Source organism: Labedella endophytica (assembly GCF_003990045.1).
In the GTDB taxonomy this organism is placed as follows: Bacteria; Actinomycetota; Actinomycetes; order Actinomycetales; family Microbacteriaceae; genus Labedella; species Labedella endophytica.
In genome coordinates this window covers 652,654-669,764 of record NZ_RZGZ01000001.1, presented here as the reverse complement: position 1 = coordinate 669,764, position 17,111 = coordinate 652,654, and the positions used below count along the sequence as shown (strand labels likewise).

General features: G+C 68.4%; 18 protein-coding genes and 1 tRNA gene. 11 read left to right on the top strand and 8 right to left on the bottom strand.

Translation table 11 applies throughout. The annotated features are described in order from the left end of the window. Window positions 1-35 precede the first annotated feature (35 nt). Window positions 36-3,050, bottom strand: a complete 3,015-nt coding sequence (locus ELQ94_RS03170; protein WP_127047040.1) for a choice-of-anchor M domain-containing protein — start codon at window positions 3,048-3,050, stop codon at window positions 36-38. A gap of 185 nt (window positions 3,051-3,235) precedes the next feature. Between ELQ94_RS03170 and ELQ94_RS03165 the strand changes: the two genes are divergently transcribed. The 5 genes from ELQ94_RS03165 (at window position 3,236) to ELQ94_RS03145 (ending at window position 6,453) form a co-directional block, all read left to right on the top strand. Continuing rightward, window positions 3,236-3,544: an ArsR/SmtB family transcription factor gene (locus tag ELQ94_RS03165; RefSeq protein WP_127047038.1), complete on the top strand. Its 309-nt coding sequence runs from the start codon at window positions 3,236-3,238 to the stop codon at window positions 3,542-3,544. 20 nt (window positions 3,545-3,564) lie between these two features. After that, window positions 3,565-3,861, top strand: a complete 297-nt coding sequence (locus ELQ94_RS03160; protein WP_127047035.1) for a hypothetical protein — start codon at window positions 3,565-3,567, stop codon at window positions 3,859-3,861. Between the two features lie 205 nt (window positions 3,862-4,066). After that, window positions 4,067-4,921 carry an alpha/beta fold hydrolase gene (locus ELQ94_RS03155; RefSeq protein ID WP_127047033.1) on the top strand — a complete coding sequence of 285 codons (855 nt, stop codon included), beginning with the start codon at window positions 4,067-4,069 and terminating at the stop codon, window positions 4,919-4,921. After that, window positions 4,914-5,495 carry a TetR/AcrR family transcriptional regulator gene (locus ELQ94_RS03150; RefSeq protein ID WP_127047031.1) on the top strand — a complete coding sequence of 194 codons (582 nt, stop codon included), beginning with the start codon at window positions 4,914-4,916 and terminating at the stop codon, window positions 5,493-5,495. Before ELQ94_RS03155 ends, ELQ94_RS03150 begins: the two co-directional genes overlap by 8 nt. A gap of 22 nt (window positions 5,496-5,517) precedes the next feature. Then, window positions 5,518-6,453 (top strand): MerR family transcriptional regulator, encoded by a 936-nt coding sequence (locus ELQ94_RS03145; protein ID WP_127047029.1) that lies wholly within the window; start codon window positions 5,518-5,520, stop codon window positions 6,451-6,453. A gap of 314 nt (window positions 6,454-6,767) precedes the next feature. Here the strand turns inward: ELQ94_RS03145 and ELQ94_RS03140 are convergent, their stop codons facing one another. Beyond that, window positions 6,768-7,157 (bottom strand): MerR family transcriptional regulator, encoded by a 390-nt coding sequence (locus ELQ94_RS03140; RefSeq protein WP_127047027.1) that lies wholly within the window; start codon window positions 7,155-7,157, stop codon window positions 6,768-6,770. Between the two features lie 42 nt (window positions 7,158-7,199). Continuing rightward, window positions 7,200-8,708, bottom strand: coding sequence for a DHA2 family efflux MFS transporter permease subunit (locus ELQ94_RS03135; protein WP_127047025.1), 1,509 nt, complete (start codon window positions 8,706-8,708; stop codon window positions 7,200-7,202). A gap of 225 nt (window positions 8,709-8,933) precedes the next feature. On the opposite strand from ELQ94_RS03135, the gene ELQ94_RS03130 reads away from it, so the two are divergent. Further along, window positions 8,934-10,274 (top strand): NtaA/DmoA family FMN-dependent monooxygenase, encoded by a 1,341-nt coding sequence (locus ELQ94_RS03130; RefSeq protein WP_127047023.1) that lies wholly within the window; start codon window positions 8,934-8,936, stop codon window positions 10,272-10,274. Between the two features lie 30 nt (window positions 10,275-10,304). Beyond that, a complete protein-coding gene (locus ELQ94_RS03125) occupies window positions 10,305-11,033 on the top strand; it encodes an NADPH-dependent F420 reductase (protein ID WP_279432474.1) in 729 nt (242 codons plus the stop codon). Window positions 11,034-11,127: 94 nt separating this feature from the next. Here the strand turns inward: ELQ94_RS03125 and ELQ94_RS03120 are convergent. Beyond that, window positions 11,128-11,218, bottom strand: a tRNA-Ser gene (locus ELQ94_RS03120). A gap of 134 nt (window positions 11,219-11,352) precedes the next feature. Here ELQ94_RS03120 and radA point away from each other — a divergent pair. Both radA and ELQ94_RS03110 read left to right on the top strand, forming a co-directional pair. Continuing rightward, window positions 11,353-12,699 carry a DNA repair protein RadA gene (gene radA / locus ELQ94_RS03115; RefSeq protein ID WP_127047020.1) on the top strand — a complete coding sequence of 449 codons (1,347 nt, stop codon included), beginning with the start codon at window positions 11,353-11,355 and terminating at the stop codon, window positions 12,697-12,699. Window positions 12,700-12,994: 295 nt separating this feature from the next. Continuing rightward, on the top strand, window positions 12,995-13,753 hold the full coding sequence (locus ELQ94_RS03110) for a GTP pyrophosphokinase (RefSeq protein WP_243696844.1): 759 nt from the start codon (window positions 12,995-12,997) through the stop codon (window positions 13,751-13,753). A 26-nt stretch (window positions 13,754-13,779) separates the two neighbouring features. Here the strand turns inward: ELQ94_RS03110 and ELQ94_RS03105 are convergent, their stop codons facing one another. The 3 genes from ELQ94_RS03105 to ELQ94_RS03095 form a co-directional block, all read right to left on the bottom strand. Beyond that, complete coding sequence (locus ELQ94_RS03105; protein ID WP_127047018.1) at window positions 13,780-14,190, bottom strand: dehydrogenase; 411 nt, start codon at window positions 14,188-14,190, stop codon at window positions 13,780-13,782. A gap of 58 nt (window positions 14,191-14,248) precedes the next feature. Then, complete coding sequence (locus tag ELQ94_RS03100; protein WP_166404638.1) at window positions 14,249-14,464, bottom strand: hypothetical protein; 216 nt, start codon at window positions 14,462-14,464, stop codon at window positions 14,249-14,251. A gap of 116 nt (window positions 14,465-14,580) precedes the next feature. Continuing rightward, window positions 14,581-15,225, bottom strand: a complete 645-nt coding sequence (locus ELQ94_RS03095) for a hypothetical protein (protein ID WP_127047014.1) — start codon at window positions 15,223-15,225, stop codon at window positions 14,581-14,583. Between the two features lie 200 nt (window positions 15,226-15,425). Between ELQ94_RS03095 and msrB the strand changes: the two genes are divergently transcribed. Then, a complete protein-coding gene (gene msrB / locus ELQ94_RS03090; RefSeq protein WP_127047012.1) occupies window positions 15,426-15,911 on the top strand; it encodes a peptide-methionine (R)-S-oxide reductase MsrB in 486 nt (161 codons plus the stop codon). Continuing rightward, window positions 15,908-16,426 (top strand): peptide-methionine (S)-S-oxide reductase MsrA, encoded by a 519-nt coding sequence (msrA, locus tag ELQ94_RS03085; protein ID WP_127047010.1) that lies wholly within the window; start codon window positions 15,908-15,910, stop codon window positions 16,424-16,426. Before msrB ends, msrA begins: the two co-directional genes overlap by 4 nt. Before the next feature lie 95 nt (window positions 16,427-16,521). On the opposite strand, the gene ELQ94_RS03080 is transcribed toward msrA, so the two are convergent. Continuing rightward, complete coding sequence (locus tag ELQ94_RS03080) at window positions 16,522-17,079, bottom strand: amino-acid N-acetyltransferase (protein WP_127047008.1); 558 nt, start codon at window positions 17,077-17,079, stop codon at window positions 16,522-16,524. Window positions 17,080-17,111: the final 32 nt, after the last annotated feature.

Below are 17,111 nucleotides of genomic sequence, written 5' to 3'. Positions count from 1 at the left end.
CGAACCGGCGGCCACCGCGTGTCACACGCTTCGGGTCACTCCGCTGCTGCGGAGCTCCGACGGCGCTTCATGACGACGAGAGCGGCTGCTCCCATGAGGAGCAGGAGCGAGGCACCGGACAAGAGCCCGACCGCCTCTCCACCCGTGACGGCGAGGCCGTCGCCCGCGTCACCGTCTCCGGTGTCGTCGGCGACGCCGTCGCCATCCGCGTCGCCCGCGTCACCGTCGCCGGGCACGTCGGCCGCGGCGGCGATCACGAGGTCGTCCCACCCGATGAGGGCGCCGTCGGCGTCGAAGACGGCGAGGCGGTGCTCACCGGTCGTCGCGTCCGCGGGGATCGTGACCGCGATCCGGCCCTGCGCGTCGGCGCGGACCCAGTCCCCGCCGAGCAGAGTGGGCTCGGAGAACAGCCACGCGGCCGCCCACTGACCGGCGTACGCCGTGTCGTCGCCGAGCTGGACGGTGATGACCTGCCCACGTTCCGGGGTCGTGTCCGACAGCGTGATGCCCCCGGCCTCGACGCCGTCGAGCTCCTCGCCCGTCCGCGACTCCGGTGCATCGGCGGGCTTCGCCTCGCCCGAGCGCACGGAGAGCACGACCGGCTCGGATTCCGCGATGACCGCGTGGTCGTGGTTGTACAGCTTCGCCATGATCGACGCACCCTGGTCGCCCTCGGCGATCGTGTAGGCCAGGTCGGCCGACAACGCTCCGGAGATCATCGCGTAGTCCGCGTCAGCCGAGCGCTTGATGAACCAGTGGTAGTGGTCCTCGCCGGTCTCCGGCGTCTGAACGGCGGACAGTGCAGCCACGTCACCGACGTCGTAGGCCGCCACGAGACCGTCGATCGACAGGACCGTGTCGACGGGCTCGGGCTCGGTGGCCACGGGCTCGACGGCGAGCGTCACGGGAGCGGACTCCGCGAGAACGGCGTGGTCGTGATCGAAGAGGCGGATGACGAGCTGGGCGCCGTCGTCCTCCACGGTGACCGGGAGGTCGAGGTCCTTCTCACGCGACTGGTCCACCCACACGTAGTCGGCGGCGCCGGCTCGCTTGATGTACCAGTGGTAGTGCTCGTCCTCGGTCTGCGGCGTCTGCGGCGTCTGCGTCGACTCGAAGTGAGCGACGTCGCCGGCGACGTAGGTTGCCTTGTCCTGCGCGACGGTCAGCACCGTCGTCGCCGGGAGCTGCTCCGCCGTGATCGTGACGGGCTCGGAGGCGGCGTGGACGCGCTCGCCGTCGACCAATTCGACACGGACCTGGATGCCGCTGTTCGCGAGCGTGGGCTTGAACGCGTAGGATGCGCTCGTCTGTCCCTCGACCGCCGTGAACGACTCGGCTCCCGGGAGCTTCGTGTACCACTGGTAGGTCGCGAGGCCGGTCGGAACCGACTGCACGGCCGTGAGCGTCGCCGTCTGACCGACGAAGTAGTCGTCGGCGTCGCGGCTCGTCGTGATGGTCAGGTCCGTCTCGGGGATCTCCTCACCCTGGTCGGCGATCGTCACGATCGCCGGGGCGGACTCCACATAGGCGGTGCCGTCGGAGTAGGTGAGCTTCGCGATGACCGCGGCGCCGGCGAGCTCGTCGGTCGCCTCCATCGTGACGGTCGGGCCGTTCTCTCCCTCGACGAGCACGGGTTCCGTGGAACCGGTCACCTGGACATACCACTCGAAGCGGTCGAGGACGGACGCGGGTGCGACCGATGCGGTCAGCGCGATGTCCGCGCCGACCTCGTACTCGTCGGCGAGACCGGTGATGCTGACCTTCTGCAGCGGAGCCGATCCGTGGTCGTCGACCTCGATCGTGACGGCTGCGGTACGGGCGATGCTCGCGCCGTCTGCTCCGAGGAGCTCGGCGGTGACGGTGGCGCCGTGGAGGGCCTGCTCGGCCGTGAGACGGTGGGTCGCACCCGAGACGCCGGCGATCCGGACGGGCTCGTCCTGATCGGAGCGCTGGAGGTACCACGCGTAGGTGGCGCCCTCGACGGCTGGCGTGGCCGTGGCCACGAGGTCGACGGGAGAGCCGCTGTGGTAGTGGCCCGCGAGCGGTGCGAGGGAGACCGTCTGCTCGACGGGCGCCTCGATGGCGACGGTCACCGGCGAGGACTCGACGACGATGGGCTGTCCCGAACCCTTCGCGATGTCCTGACCACCGGAGATGGTCGCGCGGTACTGCGCGCCTTGCGCGGCGGCGACCGTGATCGATGCGCCAGCCTCTCCGGCGATCTCCTGCCAGTCATCGCCGTCCGACGCGCGTGTGAACCACGCGTAGTCGGAGAACGTCGAGGAGGCCGGCGTCTGCGCCGCGCTGAGCGTGAGCTCGGCGCCGTCGGCGACGGGCGTCTCGGCACCCGAGATCGACAGTGCGGTCGGAGCCGGGAACACCTCGAAGGAATAGGAGGCGACGTTCGTCGTGGACGTCTTGGTCCCGTCGGCGCTCGCCACCGATGCCTGCACGGTCAGCCCGTAGGAGCCCGGCTGCGTGAAGCCCCAGTTGGAGTGCACGTGGCTCGTGAAGTTCTGGTGGATGGTGCCGGGGAGCTTCCAGGAGTTCTGGATGATCTGCGTCGGGGTTCCGAAGCCACCCTGCGACCAGAGGTAGACCTCGCCCGGTCCGGAGACGTTCGTGACGTTGATGTCGATCTTGGCGTTCGCCCCGTAGACGGACGCGATCCCCTGGCTGTCCCACCCAGGCCAGATGAGGTCGTAGTCCTGCGTGAGCGGGAGGAGGTGGAAGTCCTCCGGGAGACCGGCCGGGACGGCGCCGGCCGGGATGTTCGCGACGGCCGCCTGGCTCTTGACGGCCAGGGTGACCGATTCCGGCGTGCGCTGGACGTGCGAGCCGGTCACGTCCTCTTTGAGGTTGAGCTGGACGCTGTCGTCGGCGTTGAGTGCGAGGTTGAAGGCGTCGATGTGGCCGGTGGTGAAGGTGATCGGGTCGTCGAGGACGACGGGCGCATCGGCGGCGTTCGCCGGTGATGGCAGGAGCAGCGCGCCGGCGAGCGCGACGACTCCGGCGATCGTGCCCGCCCGAGTGGTTCGGGAGACGTGCATGAATGGTGCCTCTCAAAGAGCAGTGAGAATCCCATCAATTTAATGAGAATGATTATCTTTAGCATTAATACGCTTCGCCCTCCAAGTTCGCTTGCCGTTTCCGCACGGCTTCCGATGGCGATGGGAATCATTCTCGATTAGATGCATATATTGCAATGTCTTTATATGTGTGGTGGAATCGAGCCATGCACGAGGAACCGGGACTGGCAGCGGCAGCACAGCTGTTCAAGGTGCTCGGAAGCGAGTCGCGACTCGGACTCCTCCGAGTGCTCGGAGACGAGTCCCGCACCGTCGGCGCTCTCGCGGACACGACGGGAATGTCGCAACCACTCGTCTCCCAGCACCTCCGCCTCCTGCGCCAGATCGGCCTCGTCACGGCGACGCGCAACGGCAAGGAAGTCTCGTACTCCGTCGCCGACGTGCATGTCACCCACGTGATCGCGGACGCCCTCGCCCACGTGCAGGAGACCGACCGGCCGGACCCGGCCGAGTGACCATCGAAAGGAACAGAACCATGAGCACGACCGAGACCCACGCAGAGCACACCATCACGGAGCACGCCCACGGCGCCGACTGCGGACACGACACCGTGCAGCACGGCGACCACGTCGACTACCTCCACGACGCGCACCACCACGCCGAGCACGGCGACCACTACGACGAGCACGAGCCCACGGCCGAGCACTCCACTGCGGAGCACGCGCACGGCACCGACTGCGGACACGACGCCGTCGAGCACGGCGACCACGTGGACTTCGTCCACGACGGCCACAAGCACGCTCAGCACGCCGACCACTACGACGAGCACTGAGTCCGTAGCCCCGCTTGCGGGGATACACCTCGCGAACATCAGATGTCCTCGGAGGCTCCATGCGGAGCCGCCGAGGACTTCTGCGTGACGCGCGCAGATCGGGCACCAGAGACTCGTCGATCGAATCCATGCTCTCTTGACTTCTATGGCTAATGGCCTTAGCTTAAGGCTAATGGCATTAGCCACCCCATATCTGGAGGACATCGTGACCGAATTTCTCACCCTGACGGACGGCACCATCGCGTACGACCTCGAGGGCGAGGGACCGCTCGTCGTCCTCGCCCACGGCATGGGCGACAGCCGTCGTTCGTATCGCTTCATCGTGCCCGCGCTCGTCGCCGCCGGTTACCGCGTGGCGAACGTCGACATCCGCGGTTGCGGTGAGTCGAGCGTCGACTGGCCCGGCTACAGCCGCACCGACATCGCCGGCGACCTCGTCGCCCTCGTGCGCCACCTCGGCGGTCCCGCCGTCATCGTCGGACAATCCATCAGCGGCGGCGCGGCCACGATCGCCGCAGCCACCGCGCCCGAGCTGATCGTCGGGCTCGCGGAGCTCGCCCCCTTCACGCGGAAGCAGTCGATGGACATCGGCGGACTCGTACGCAACAAGCAGCACCGGTCGGGCACCATCGAGCTCATGAAGGTCATGATGGGCCGAGGCCTGAAGCCCTGGCTCGCCTACCTCGACCTCGCGATCCCCACCAAGCCCGCGGACTGGACCACTGAGCGTGCACGCATCGAGGACAGCCTCGGCCGTCCGGAACGGATGCGGGTGCTCCTCGCGATGACGAAGACGACACCGGCCGACGCCGGCGCCCAGCTGCCGAACGTGCAGTGCCCCGTGCTCATCGTCGAAGGAAGCGCCGACCCCGACTGGGCCGACCCGCGAGCCGAGGGCGAGAAGATCGTCGCCGACCTCCCCGCAGGACTCGGTCGGGTCGCCGTCATCGACGGCGCCGGCCATTACCCGCACTCCGAGACTCCGGGGCAGTTCCTCGCTCTGCTCCTGCCCTTCCTCGGACGGACGCTCGCCCCGACGACCCCGGCTGGCAATGCCTAGGGCGGGTCTCGACGCCGAGGTCGTCACGGAAGCGGGGGCCACCCTCGCCGACGAGATCGGGATCGGCCAACTCAGCATGAGCATCCTGGCCACCCGGCTCGGGGTGAAGACCCCGTCGTTGTACAAGCACGTCGACGGGCTCGGCGCGCTCACCCACCGCATCGCCGTACTCGGCGCCACCGAGGCGGGCGACGCCGTCGAGGAGGCCGTCCGGGGCCGGTCCGGCGTGGAGGCCCTCGCCGCCGCGACGCAGGCCCTCCGAGGCTACGTGCGCCGACACCCCGGCCGGTACGCGGCGACGACCGGCGCACGGCCCACCGGAGACGACGACCCGCTCGGCCCGGCCCTCGCGCGGCCCATCGCCTCGCTCGCCGTCGTCTTGCAGGACTACGGGCTCGAGCCCGATGAGGAGATCCACGCGCTGCGCATGGTGCGCAGCATGGTGCACGGCTTCGCGACCATCGAGGACACCGGCGGCTTCCAGTGGGCCGCCGACGTGGACGAAAGCTTCACCTGGATGATCGACTTCCTCGACCATGGGCTCCGCGGGCGCCACGACTTGCACCTGCCGTAGCGTCATGTGATTCGGTGGACTCATGTCCCACTCCACCGAGGAAAACCTCCCCACGTTCTCATCCTTCATTCCGCCGCGTCGTGTCACGATCGGTGGCGCGGCGATATTCGTCGGCACCACGCCGCGAGCGATCCGTCACTATCACGAGATCGGCCTCCTGCCCGAGCCCGAGCGGGGCAGCGACGACCGCCGTCGGTACGGCTACGAGGAGATGGTCCAGTTGCTGTGGATCCGACGCATGGCCGACGCCGGGATCGCCCTGGACGACATCCGCGACGCCTTCGCGGACACGTCACCCGCAGTTCCCGACTCCGACGACCAGGTCACGGGCATCCTGGAGCGGCTCGAGAGCACCCTCGCCGACAGGGAGGCGGAGATCCAACGGCAGCGCACGGCCGTGCAGCGCATGCGCGCCGAAGGCAGCAGGATGGGGCTCCTCTCCGACATCGTCAGCGACCGTCTCGGGAGCCTGCCCGATGGGTCCCTGCGCCAGGACGACCTGGACACCCTCCTCGTCACCGAGCGGGTCCTCGGCCCGCTCGTCGCGGCCGCCCAGGCGTCGCGATTTATCGCCCTGGCCACCCACCCGGATCTCCGTGAGGAGTCCGACCGCGTCGACGCCGCCGAGGAGGCGCTCGACGACTCGGTCGCCGTCGACGACCCTCGCGTGGCGCAGGTGGCCGCGGAACGGCACGCGTTCGACCAACGGTTGAACGCGGTCATCGAGGACTCCGGTATTGCTCGCGAGGAGCAGGCCATCTTCGACGGCTGGGACGCCGCCCACCCGGATGCCGACGAGGGCGGAGGGGGTGCCACCGACGACGATCGGGGCGCGGGGCACGCCACCACGAGCCTCAGCGAGGCCGTTCAGATGATGCCCTACGACTTCTCGCCGGCCCGCTGGCGCTGCATGGAACTGGCCCTCGAGCTCGGCGCGGAGGAGCCGAGCGCGTCGTGAGCGCGACCTCGTGATGCGAGTCGGGGTGTCGGTCGGACGTGGGTGCGTCGTCCCGTAGATGTCGAGCGGCTGCCGGTCGGCATCGGGTCCACGGCCGCGCCGTCCCAAGAAGCACGAACTCGGTCCTTCATCTTCGTGGTTGGGCCCTCCAACCACGAAGATGAAGCCCGCGGAACTGAAGCCGCGTGCCGGATCGGCGGCGGCCGCCCTCATCGGGGCCCTCTATGACAATCCGGTCATGAGCGAGTATTTTCACCGATCACAACGACCCGGGCGTCGGACGATGCCGCGCCCGCTTCGTCGTACGCTCGCCCTCAGCTCGCCTCGGCGACGCGCGCATCGGACATCGCGGCGTCCAACGCCTCGATGTACTGCGTGATCGCGTCGCGGTTCTGCACGAGGAAGTCGATCTTCTGCGACATCCGGTCGCGTTCCTTCACGAGCGTGTCCCGGAGTTCCGGGTCGGCGTCGCGGACGACGATGGTCTGCGGCTTGTCGAGGCACGGGAGGATGTCGATGATGATCCGCGACGGGATGCCGCTGTCGACGAGGCCTCTGATCTTGTTCACGCGATCGACGAGATAGTCGCCGTAGTCGCGGTAACCGTTGTCGAGTCGCTGGGGCGTGATGAGGCCCTGTTCCTCGTAGTACCGGAGCATGCGCGGCGGCACGCCCGTCTCCTTGGAGAGTTCTCCGATTCTCATTTGCTTCCTTCCCGTCCCGGACCCTCACACGAATGGCAGTGTTCAGCCTACGACTGATTCCGGATCGACATCCCCTGGGTTTCTGTCGGCCGACGCCGTCTCCCCCGAACCCGCGCGCCGGTGCCGTCCGATGAAGAGCGTCCCGATCATGCCCACGAGCGCGAGAGCACCGGCCGTGATGAACGCGGCCTGCCCAGCGGAGATCGTCTGAGCGACACTGAGGTGCCCGGCGTCCGCCGGACCGGCGCCGATCGTGTAGGCCGAGATCAGGACCGCACCTCCCGCCGCGCCGGCGAGCTGCTGCACCGTCGTGAAGGCGGCGCTGCCGTGCGGGTAGAGATCGGGCCGCAGCGACGAGAGCGCCAGCGTCGTCACCGGCCCCCAGATCATCGCCTGTCCGGTCGTCATCAGCAGGTAGAAACCGAGGAACGCCCAGACGCCATCGGCAGTGTCGAGCGTACTGAGGAACCAGATGCTCGTGGCCCAGATCACTGCGCCCGGAATCGCCAGCGGCAGCGGCCCCCAACGGTCGTACACGCGTCCGCCGAGCGCGGAGACGGAGGCGATGATGAGGCCGCCCGGAACGAGGAACAGCCCGATGGCGAGGGTGCTCAATCCCAACGCCCCGGTGAGGACGAGGGGAAGCACCAGCGCGACTCCGAACCCATTCATCGCCACGAAGAACATGATGAGGATCGCGACCGAGAAGGTCCTGCTGGTGAAGATGCCCATGTCCAACAGGGCAGTCCCTCGTCGGCGGAGTGTGATTTGGCGGAACACGAAGGCCACGACCCCCACGACGCCGATCAGGAGCGGGACCAGCGGAGGCAGAGGAGCATGCCCCGAGACCGACTCTCCGATCACGGACAACCCGAGTACCAACCCTCCGAACCCGACGGCCGACAGGACCAAGGACAGCACATCCAGGCTCGCTCGCTCGGGGCTCGTGATGTTCCGGAGCCTCAGCGCACCCGCGATGAGAGCGATCACGGCGACCGCGAGCACCAGGATGAAGAGCCACCGCCACGGCAGGTAGGTGAGGACGAGACCGGAGACGGCCGGCCCGACGGCCGGAGCAAGGGCGGGCACAGCTGTCACGATCGCCATGATCCGGCCCCGACGCGACTCGGGCACGAGTCGGATCGCCGTCGTCATGAGCAGCGGAACGAAGACGGCCGTGCCCACGGCCTGGACGATCCGACCACCGAGGAGGATCTCGAAACTCGGGGCGATCGCCGCGACCGCGGTTCCCAGGATGAACACCGAGAGCGCGGTGAGGAAGATCGTCCGCAGGTGGAATCGACGCATGACGTACCCGGTCGCCGGAACCAGGACCGCCAGGGTGAGCAGGTACCCGGTCGTCAACCACTGTCCAGCCGACGGCGTGATGCCGAGGTCGGCGATCAGCGTGGGCAGAGCCACTCCGAGGAGCATCTCGTTGAGGAGCACGAGGAACGTCGAGGCCATGAGCAGGCCGATCACGAGGGCGTCGCCAGGCCCGAGACGCTCGACCGTTGGTCTGTCTCTGAGGGAGCGGGTAGAAGAAGTCATAGCCCCATCCTCAACAGTGACATTAGTGTCAATGTCAAGCTGCAGAGGATTCGGGAGCTCGAGGCTCGCGCACGCCACGAAGCGGATCGACTTTTTGTTGCCCCGAGCTTGACCCTCACATAAGTGAGAGGGTCGGAGGATGGTTCCGAAGGCGTGCGCGAGCGCACGGTCGTCGTCGCGAGCGCTTTCAGCACCCTTCCATCGACCTTTCTCTCGGAGAATCACATGTCCTCACGCAGGATGCTGCTCGGTATGCAGTTCGGCAACGGCTACGGAGCCCAGGTGACATCCTGGCGTGCGCCGAATGTCGACCCGAAGAACTACACCGACATCGATGCCGTCGTCCGGTACGCGCAGGCCGCCGAGCGCGGCAAGATCCAGTTCCTCTTCCTCCCCGACACCCCGGCCCTCTCGAGCGATCTCACCCACGAGGCCCCGCAGATGACGCTCGATCCCCTCCTCACGCTCGCGGCCGTCGCGCGCGGCACGTCGAGGATCGGAATGGTCGCCACGGGCTCCACCACGTTCATCGAGCCCTACAACCTCGCCCGACAGTTCAAGGCGCTCGACGTGATGAGCCACGGGCGCGCCGGGTGGAACCCCGCGACGACGAGCGACCCCAACGCCGCAGCGAACTTCGGCCAGACGATCGCCGAGCGACCCGAGCGCTACGGACGCGCCCACGAGGTGATCCAGATCGTCCAGGCCCTCTGGGGCAGCTGGGAGGAGGACGCGTGGATCGCCGACCCGACGACCGGCATCTTCGCCGACCCGGCCAAGGTGCGGCCCGTGAACCTCGGCGGCCAGTACGTCTCATCGCGCGGCCCGCTTCCCATCCCGCCGTCCGAGCAGGGCCAGCCGGTGCTGTTCTCGGCGGGCGGCGGCGAGTACGGGCTCACTCTTGCCGGTCGCTACGCCTCCGGCGTCATCGGCTCCACGTTCTCGATCGACGATGCGCGGGCCCAGCGAGACGCGGCTCGAGAGGCGGCGGGCGCCGCCGGTCGCGACCCCGACGAGGTGAAGTTCTTCGCCGGGCTGATGCCCGCCATCGCCCCGACCGTTCGCGACGCCGTCGAGCGACGCATGCTCCTCGGCACCAACACCTTCCCTCAGCGTGTCCCCTACCTCGGCCAGATGCTCGGCCTCCGGCTCGACCCGCGACAGATCGACGAGCCGCTCACCGCCGAGCAGCTCGCCGCGGCCCGTCCGTCACCCTACGACCCGCGAGCGCCCCGCGCGTTCGAGGTCGCGAACCAGGGGTGGACGCTTCGGGAGATCCTCGGCCACGGCGTCATCGACTACCACCCCACACCCGTCGGCCCCGCATCCGTCACCGCCGACCACATGCAGGAGTGGTTCGAGGCCGGGGCCGTCGACGGTTTCTGGGTCTCGATCGACACCTACGAGGACGGAATCGACACGTTCGTCGACGAGGTCGTCCCCCTCCTCCAGGAGCGCGGACTCTTCCATGAGGACTACGAGGGGAAGACCCTCCGCGATCACCTCGGCGCAGCCCCGCAGTATGGACTCGACCCGCGCGTGTCGGGAGTCGGCGTCGCCCACTGACCATCCGCGCCTCCCCGGCGCGGTCCCCCTATCGACACGAAGGAGAACACCATGAAGCGCATCGGAATCATCGGCAGCGGAGCGATCGGAGCGGCGATCGCTCGACTCGCCGTCGCGGCCGACTACGACGTCCTCATCGCGAACTCGCGAGGACCCGAGTCACTGACGGAGCTGATCGCCGAGCTCGGTCCGCGAGCGCGAGCGGGAGAGGTCCGCGACGCCATCGAGTTCAGCGACATCCCCGTGCTCGCGGTGCCGCTCGTCGCCTACCCGGAGCTTCCGGCTGACGCGCTCGTCGGTCGAACGATCCTCTCGACGGGAAACTACTACCCGTCGCGCGACGGGCGGATCGCGCAACTCGATTCCCTCGAGACCACGACGGCGGAGTACGAGCAGGGCCTCCTCCCGGGGACGCGCATCGTGAAGGCGTTCAACAACATCGTCGCGCACCACATCCCCCGTCTCGCCGCATCGCAGCCGCGCACAGCCCTCCCCACGGCAGGGGACGACGCCGACGCGAAGCAGGCGGTCGCGACCATCGTCGAGGACCTCGGCTTCGACACGGTCGACGCGGGCACGCTCGCCGAGTCCTGGACCTTCGAGCCGGAGTCCGGCGCCTACACCGCGATCTACGCGGCCAGTCAGGAGGGCTTCAGCGAGGACTTCCTCGCCGACCAGGGCGCTCCCCTCGCGGCCGACCGGTTGCGCGAACTCCTCGCGGCCTCACACCGGCCGGACGTGGCGGCTCGCCAGTTCTGACCATCACGGGAATCGCCGACAAGCGGAAAGAGCCGCATGATGACGAAAGTCCCCGGTCGCACCTGAGAATCAGGGGCTACCGGGGACTTCGTGGTGGCGGTGACGGTGGGATTTGAACCCACGGTAGGGGTTTGCCCTACACAACTTTTCGAGAGTTGCACCTTCGGCCGCTCGGACACGTCACCGCCGTCGAGTGTAGCCGAGCACCGGCGTCGGCGCGAATCGACGCCGCGCGTCCACAGGCGCGGTGCCGCGCACCTTCTCCGCCGGCTCGGGTCGTCGGAGCACCGGTGTCGGAGGGGGTCGTTACGCTCGGAACATGGCCAAGAACTCGAGCGCGTTCCAGTGCAGTGAATGCGGATGGCAAGCGGCCAAATGGGCGGGGCGCTGCCCGGAATGCCAGCAGTGGGGCACGGTCGTCGAGGCCGGCACGGCCTCGGGCATCGTCACACGCATCCGTCCCTCCACCGTCTCCGAAGACCGGGTCGCGCGGCGCATCACCGACATCCGCACCGTCGAGGTCGAACGCTGGTCGAGCGGCATCAGCGAGTTCGACCGCGTGCTCGGCGGGGGCTTCGTCCCGGGCGCAGCCGTCCTCCTCTCGGGCGAACCGGGCGTCGGCAAGTCGACGCTCCTCCTCGAGGTCGCGGCGCGCGCGGCCCGCGAGGGGCGCCGTGTGCTCTACGTGAGCGCCGAGGAGTCCGTGGGCCAGGTCCGCTTGCGCGCGCAGCGCACCAACGCCCTCACGGACAACCTCTACCTCGCGGCGGAGACCGACCTCGCCACGGTGCTCGGACAGGTCGAGGCGGTCTCGCCCGACCTCCTCATCGTCGACTCCGTCCAGACGGTCGCGAGTGCCACGGTCGACGGCCTCGCCGGACAGCCCAGCCAGGTCCGCGAGGTCGCGTCCGCGCTCATGCGCCTGGCCAAGGAGCGGGATCTCCCCCTCGTCCTCGTCGGACACGTCACGAAGGACGGCTCGATCGCCGGTCCGCGTGTCCTCGAGCACCTCGTCGACGTGGTCTGCCACTTCGAAGGCGACCGCCACACCGCACTCCGCTTCATCCGCGCCCTCAAGAACCGCTTCGGCCCCACCGACGAGGTGGGCTGCTTCGAGATGACCGGCGACGGCATCGCCCAGGTGAGCGATCCGAGCAAGCTCTTCCTCAGCCGCACCGGGTCCGTCCCCGGCACGTGCATCACGGTCTCGATGGAGGGCAAACGCGCCATCCCCGTGGAGATCCAAGCGCTCGTGGTCAAGACCTCGGCGCCCAACCCCCGCCGGGTGGTGAACGGCGTCGATGCCTCGCGCGTGGCCATGCTCCTCGCCGTCCTCGAGCGCCGCTGCGGCACCACACTCTCCGACCACGACGTCTATGTGTCCACGGTGGGCGGCGTGAGGCTCACGGAACCGGCAGCCGACCTCGCGATCGCCATCGCGATCGCCTCCGCGGCGAGTAACTGGCCGATCCCCGAGACCCTCGCGGCGTACGGCGAGATCTCCCTCTCCGGCGAGGTCCGCCCCGTCACGGCGGCACCGCACCGCGCGTCCGAGGCACGACGCCTCGGGTACCGCAAGCTCCTCGACTCCGCCGCCGGTTCTCTCCGCACGGCCCTCGGTATGGCACGATCCGCCGCCGAACCCGTGGTCGCGCCCGAGTTCTGATCAGCTCCTCATGGACAATCCCGTCGCCAGGGCGCTCGCCCTCGCGCCCCCGCTGTCGCGCTTCACGGTCGGAGGTCTCACGCCAGCCGCGCGTCCCGGTCCCCAGCCGGACGGCCGTTTCACCCAACCGACAGGAACCGGCCATAGGCTCGACGACGTGACCGACTCGTCTTCGCCCGCGTCCGACCTCCCGCCGTCATCGGATCGGCCTGCGGCCACAGAGACCGCCGGGACGGACGGAACCGGGCCCGGCGCTGACGTCGAGCCGTCGGCCGGTCCTTCGCTTCCCTCTCTCGTGGGCGCTATCGACCCCGCATCGATCGCCGAGGCGCGTCGCCTCCGCACCGAGTTCACGCGGTTCATGATGCAGTACCAGTTCGCGATCGACGAGGTGCTGACGAAGATCTCGATCCTCCAGGACGAATTCACCCACCTGCACTCCTACAACCCGATCGAGCACGTGAACTCACGGGTGAAGACACCCGAGAGCATCATCGAGAAGGTGTCAAGGAAGGGCTGCGACCCATCGTTCGAGGCCATCCGCTCCACGATCACCGACATCGCCGGTGTGCGCATCACGTGCAGCTTCATCGCCGACACCTACCGGGTGCTCGAGATGCTCACGGCGCAGAGCGACATCACCGTTCGCGAGATCAAGGACTACATCGCCGAGCCGAAGTCGAACGGCTACAAGAGCCTGCACGCGATCATCGAGATCCCCGTGTTCATGTCGAACGGCGTCGTGCCCGTTCTCGTCGAGCTCCAGATCCGCACGATCGCCATGGACTTCTGGGCGAGCCTCGAGCACAAGATCTACTACAAGTACAGCGGCGAGGTCCCCGACCATCTCGTCTCGACGCTCACGGAGACCGCGCAGATCGCCTCGCAGCTCGACCGACGGATGGAGGACCTCCACGCCGAGGTCCGTGCACTCGATTCCGAGACGGACCCGTGGGGCGACGACTCCCCCACCCCGACCGAACCGCCACTACCGGAAGCCATCGTCACCCAGCTCCAGGACCTCCGACGACGAGGCGGCACGCAGCAGGTCTGAGGGGGTGGCGCGCAGGCCGACCGAGACTACTCGGTGGAGCCGTTCACTTCGGGGTCGATCGCCAGGACCCGCCGGAGTTCGTCCGGCGTGGCCTGCATCGGGTAAGGACCCGCGACGTCGAAGAACACCGTCTCGATGTCGTCCCCGAAGGTGCGGAGGAACGCGGCGAGCCATTCTCCGTCGAGGTGACCGACGTCGGAGGGCAGCTCGGCCGGCTTGGTCGACTCCGAGGAGAAGAGCAGGAGCGCGAGGCGAGCGGTCTCCGGCTGCCGGTACATCCAGACGTCCGGCGCCGCGTCGGCCGTCTCCCGCACCGATGCGAGCGGAACCATGACGGGGTGGTGGCGCAGCGCGAACGCGACGGCCGCCATGTCCCGTTTCTCGAGAGCCTCGGCCAGGACGGGAGTGAGGGGATCGGGCGTCACGGTCGGGTCCATGCGGACCAGTCTTCCAGCCGGCCTCACCCTGCGGGGGCGGTTCCGCTCGGGGCGATATTCAGTCGACGGTGCCATCGATCGTGCTGTCGACGGTCGTCACCGCGGGCGACTCGACGACGACACTCTCGCTGAAGGTCGGGCCGGACGTCTGCTCGTTCGAGGACAGGACGGCGAGCCCACCGACGAGAGCGACGAGGCTCACCCCCAGTGCGGACACAGCGCCGACACCCGTCGTGTGAGCGAGGTCGTACGGGTGCATGCGTCGCGCGTTCATCGGAGGCTTTCGGGTCGGGAACGATGTCACGACACCAGGAATGATCACCAATGCCGCTGCACTCATCCTGCCCTATATAGCTAGATAGCCTAGCTACTTGACAACCTAGACGAAGATCAGTACAGCAGGAACTGCGCCGAATCCGTGGACTCGATGCCCGCGACCGATGTGTCGAGGTGGTACGACGCGCCGCCGGCGGGGACCGCCGGTCGCTCCCCGTCGCACGTGTCGGTCGCCGAACGGGTCCGGTCCCATGCGATCGCGGGGTTCGACGAGATGGTGGTACCCGGCTCGAGCACCGTCACCGCGTTCGTCGGCTCCGTCTGGCAATCCGTCGATGTCCAGTACGTGTCGTCGCCGCTCGTGATCGTGAACACCTGCTGGCTCGTGCCGGCGTCGATCGTGCAAGGAACGGATCCGGTGTTCGTGAGTGAGAGCGACAGCTGCGGGAGTTCCCCCGCCTGGTAGGTGCTCTTATCGGTCTTCGCCTCGACCACGACGGTGTCGGCCGTACAGGCCTGGTCGCCGTCGGCCGCCGACTCGGACGGCGACGGCGTCGCCTCCGGTTCCGCGTCGGCGTCGGCGTCCGCTGCCACGGTGGGCGTCTCGCTCGGCTCGTCCGTCTGGCCGGACGAGGAACCGGGCTGGATGATCAGGAGAGCCACGACGGCGATGACCGCGAGGATGCCGAGCAGCACGACGAGTCGGCGCCGACGGTAGACGGCCTTCGACGGTCGCGCGGGGCGTTCGGTGGTCGACATGGGGCAAGGATAAATCGCCCACCGCCGGATGCCCCGACGGCACGCGGGTTCTCGACCGCCGGAGACACGGAACTCATTGCTTCACAGTCCGGTCCCAGGTTCGGGCGGAACAGGCGGCGTCGCACATCCGTTGCACCGAGTGACGCCGAACTTCCGGCGTCGCAAGGCGCCGCAGCCAGCGGTGCCGAGAAGGAGGACCCGTGGCACAGGACTACAGCAAGACTCCCGAGGCGCTCGCTCGCCTCACCCCCACCCAGTACCGCGTGACGCAAGAGGAGGGCACGGAGCCCGCCTTCCGCAACCAGTACTGGGACACCCACGACGACGGGCTCTACGTCGATGTCGTGTCCGGCCAGCCGCTCTTCAGCTCCCGCGACAAGTTCGACAGTCGCTCCGGTTGGCCGAGCTTCACCCGGCCGATCACGCAGGACGCGATCACCGAGAAGGTCGACCGCCAGCTGTTCATGAAGCGCGTCGAGGTCCGATCCTCGGGCGCAGACAGCCACCTCGGCCACGTCTTCGACGATGGCCCCCGCGACGCCGGCGGACTGCGCTACTGCATGAACTCGGCGTCTCTGCGCTTCGTGCCCGTCGACGAGCTGGAGAAGCAGGGCTACGGTGAGTACCGCTCGCTGTTCGAGACCACCGGGACGCAGACCGCGTCCCCGAAGGAGGACGCATCATGACCACCGAGACCGCAATCCTCGCCGGAGGCTGCTTCTGGGGAATGCAGGAGCTCATCCGCTCCCGACCGGGCGTCGTGTCGACGCGCGTCGGCTACGCGGGTGACGACAGCACCCCGAACGCCACCTACCGCGCCCACGGCGACCACGCCGAGGCCATCGAGATCGTCTTCGACCCGACCGTGACCTCGTTCCGCGAGCAGCTGGAGTTCTTCTTCCAGGTGCACGACCCCACGACGAAGGACCGTCAGGGCAACGACCGCGGTCGCGGTTACCGCTCGGCGATCTTCCCGCAGAGCGACGCGCAGGAGAAGACCGCTCTCGACACGATCGCCGACGTGAACGCGTCGGGGATCTGGCCGGGACCGGTCGTCACCGAGGTCTACCGCGTGCGGGACTTCTGGGAGGCCGAGCCGGAGCACCAGGACTACCTCCAGGTGTACCCGAACGGCTACACCTGCCACTTCGTGCGGCCCGGGTGGAAGCTCCCGGTGCGCGACAGCCAGCCCGTCGCCTGATCGAATAGAACCACGAGAACGCCCCGCCCGATCCTCATGGATCGGGCGGGGCGTTCGTCGTCTACGGAACCGGCCGCGCGCTGAGCGACCCGTCGTCAGCGGCCGGGCGGCGTCTCCGCTTCCGGCGCGGTGGTGGCCGGGGCGGGATCGAGAACCTTGAGCATGCGCGTGTTCCCGAGCGTGTTGGGCTTCACGCGCGCGAGCTCGAGGAACTCCGCGACGCCCTCGTCGCTCGAGCGGACGAGTTCCGCGTAGACCTCGGGCGGCACGACCGTCTCGCCGATCGTTCGGAACCCGTGCCCCTCGAAGAAGTCGACCTCGAAGGTGAGGCAGAAGAGTCGCTTGAGTCCGAGCGATGACGCGGCCCGCTGCAGCTCCTCGAGGATCGCGTGGCCGACCCCGCGGTGGAGCCAGTCCTCCGACACCGCAAGAGTGCGGACCTCGCCGAGGTCCTCCCACAGGGTGTGCAGCGCACCGCAGCCGACGAGCGAACCGTCGGGCGCTTCGGCGACCTGGAACTCCTGGATCGACTCGTAGTACGCCACTCGCTCCTTGCCGATGAGGATGCGGCGGTGCACGTAGGGCGCGACGAGCTGCTCGATCGAGGGCACGTCGGAGGCACGGGCACGACGGACGGTGAACGGTGAGGCCATCCCCCCACCCTAGATCGCCCACTCCCCTCCCC

What these genes read in the sequence shown, in the direction of transcription:
- ELQ94_RS03135 (WP_127047025.1), bottom strand. Translation starts at nt 8,708, where the DNA reads ATGACTTCTTCTACCCGCTCCCTCAGAGACAGACCAACGGTCGAGCGT.
- ELQ94_RS03145 (WP_127047029.1), top strand. Translation starts at nt 5,518, where the DNA reads ATGTCCCACTCCACCGAGGAAAACCTCCCCACGTTCTCATCCTTCATT.
- ELQ94_RS03160 (WP_127047035.1), top strand. Translation starts at nt 3,565, where the DNA reads ATGAGCACGACCGAGACCCACGCAGAGCACACCATCACGGAGCACGCC.
- ELQ94_RS03080 (WP_127047008.1), bottom strand. Translation starts at nt 17,079, where the DNA reads ATGGCCTCACCGTTCACCGTCCGTCGTGCCCGTGCCTCCGACGTGCCC.
- ELQ94_RS03095 (WP_127047014.1), bottom strand. Translation starts at nt 15,225, where the DNA reads ATGTCGACCACCGAACGCCCCGCGCGACCGTCGAAGGCCGTCTACCGT.
- radA (WP_127047020.1), top strand. Translation starts at nt 11,353, where the DNA reads ATGGCCAAGAACTCGAGCGCGTTCCAGTGCAGTGAATGCGGATGGCAA.
- ELQ94_RS03165 (WP_127047038.1), top strand. Translation starts at nt 3,236, where the DNA reads ATGCACGAGGAACCGGGACTGGCAGCGGCAGCACAGCTGTTCAAGGTG.
- msrA (WP_127047010.1), top strand. Translation starts at nt 15,908, where the DNA reads ATGACCACCGAGACCGCAATCCTCGCCGGAGGCTGCTTCTGGGGAATG.
- ELQ94_RS03105 (WP_127047018.1), bottom strand. Translation starts at nt 14,190, where the DNA reads ATGGACCCGACCGTGACGCCCGATCCCCTCACTCCCGTCCTGGCCGAG.
- ELQ94_RS03100 (WP_166404638.1), bottom strand. Translation starts at nt 14,464, where the DNA reads ATGAACGCGCGACGCATGCACCCGTACGACCTCGCTCACACGACGGGT.
- ELQ94_RS03140 (WP_127047027.1), bottom strand. Translation starts at nt 7,157, where the DNA reads ATGAGAATCGGAGAACTCTCCAAGGAGACGGGCGTGCCGCCGCGCATG.
- ELQ94_RS03130 (WP_127047023.1), top strand. Translation starts at nt 8,934, where the DNA reads ATGTCCTCACGCAGGATGCTGCTCGGTATGCAGTTCGGCAACGGCTAC.
- ELQ94_RS03170 (WP_127047040.1), bottom strand. Translation starts at nt 3,050, where the DNA reads ATGCACGTCTCCCGAACCACTCGGGCGGGCACGATCGCCGGAGTCGTC.
- ELQ94_RS03150 (WP_127047031.1), top strand. Translation starts at nt 4,914, where the DNA reads ATGCCTAGGGCGGGTCTCGACGCCGAGGTCGTCACGGAAGCGGGGGCC.